Origin of the sequence: Frankia sp. BMG5.23 (assembly GCF_000685765.2) — a bacterium.
GTDB classification, from domain to species: Bacteria; Actinomycetota; Actinomycetes; order Frankiales; family Frankiaceae; genus Frankia; species Frankia casuarinae.
In genome coordinates this window covers 1-1,923 of the sequence record NZ_JDWE01000152.1, presented here as the reverse complement: position 1 = coordinate 1,923, position 1,923 = coordinate 1, and the positions used below count along the sequence as shown (strand labels likewise).

The 1,923-nt window shown below is 52.9% G+C and carries 1 rRNA gene; it reads left to right on the top strand.

Annotated elements, in window-relative coordinates:
- Positions 1–1,923 (top strand): 23S ribosomal RNA (locus tag BMG523DRAFT_RS22255); the annotation flags it as partial.

Sequence of the window (1,923 nt, the reverse complement as noted above, 5' to 3'; positions counted from 1 at the left end):
TGTTAGTGGAAGCGTCTGGAAAGTCGCGCAGCAAAGGGTGATAGCCCCGTACACTAAAATGCACAGGTCGTGAGTTCGATGAGTAGGGCGGGACACGTGACATCCTGTCTGAATATGGGGGGACCATCCTCCAAGGCTAAATACTCCTGACTGACCGATAGTGAACCAGTACCGTGAGGGAAAGGCGAAAAGAACCCCGGCGAGGGGAGTGAAATAGAACCTGAAACCGTGTACGTACAAGCAGTGGGAGCACCTTCGTGGTGTGACTGCGTACCTTTTGTATAATGGGTCAGCGACTTATATTTTGTAGCAAGGTTAACCGTATAGGGGAGCCGTAGGGAAACCGAGTCTTAACTGGGCGATTAGTTGCAAGGTATAGACCCGAAACCCGGTGATCTAGCCATGGGCAGGTTGAAGGTTGGGTAACACTAACTGGAGGACCGAACCGACTAATGTTGAAAAATTAGCGGATGACTTGTGGCTGGGGGTGAAAGGCCAATCAAACCGGGAGATAGCTGGTTCTCCCCGAAAGCTATTTAGGTAGCGCCTCGTGAACTCATCTTCGGGGGTAGAGCACTGTTTCGGCTAGGGGGCCATCCCGGCTTACCAAACCGATGCAAACTCCGAATACCGAAGAATGTTATCACGGGAGACACACGGCGGGTGCTAACGTCCGTCGTGAAGAGGGAAACAACCCAGACCGCCAGCTAAGGTCCCAAAGTCATGGTTAAGTGGGAAACGATGTGGGAAGGCATAGACAGCCAGGATGTTGGCTTAGAAGCAGCCATCATTTAAAGAAAGCGTAATAGCTCACTGGTCGAGTCGGCCTGCGCGGAAGATGTAACGGGGCTAAACCATGCACCGAAGCTGCGGCAGCGACGCTTAGGCGTTGTTGGGTAGGGGAGCGTTCTGTAAGCCGTTGAAGGTGGCCTGTGAGGGTTGCTGGAGGTATCAGAAGTGCGAATGCTGACATAAGTAACGATAAAGCGGGTGAAAAGCCCGCTCGCCGGAAGACCAAGGGTTCCTGTCCAACGTTAATCGGGGCAGGGTGAGTCGACCCCTAAGGCGAGGCTGAAAAGCGTAGTCGATGGGAAACAGGTTAATATTCCTGTACTTGGTGTTACTGCGAAGGGGGGACGGAGAAGGCTAGGCTGGCCGGGCGACGGTTGTCCCGGTTTAAGCGTGTAGGGGGTGTGACCTGGTAAATCCGGTTGCATATCAACCCTGAGGCGTGATGACGATGCACTACGGTGCAGAAGTAGTTGATGCCCTGCTTCCAGGAAAATCCTCTAAGCTCCAGGTAACATTAAATCGTACCCCAAACCGACACAGGTGGTCAGGTAGAGAATACCAAGGCGCTTGAGAGAACTCGGGTGAAGGAACTAGGCAAAATGGTGCCGTAACTTCGGGAGAAGGCACGCTGGCATGTAGGTGAAGTCCCTNGCGGATGGAGCTGAAGCCAGTCGAAGATACCAGCTGGCTGCAACTGTTTAATAAAAACACAGCACTGTGCAAACACGAAAGTGGACGTATACGGTGTGACGCCTGCCCGGTGCTGGAAGGTTAATTGATGGGGTCAGCCGCAAGGCGAAGCTCTTGATCGAAGCCCCAGTAAACGGCGGCCGTAACTATAACGGTCCTAAGGTAGCGAAATTCCTTGTCGGGTAAGTTCCGACCTGCACGAATGGCGTAATGATGGCCAGGCTGTCTCCACCCGAGACTCAGTGAAATTGAACTCGCTGTGAAGATGCAGTGTACCCGCGGCAAGACGGAAAGACCCCGTGAACCTTTACTATAGCTTGACACTGAACATTGAGCCTTGATGTGTAGGATAGGTGGGAGGCTTTGAAGCGTGGACGCCAGTCTGCGTGGAGCCATCCTTGAAATACCACCCTTTAATGTTTGATGTTCTAACTCGGCCCC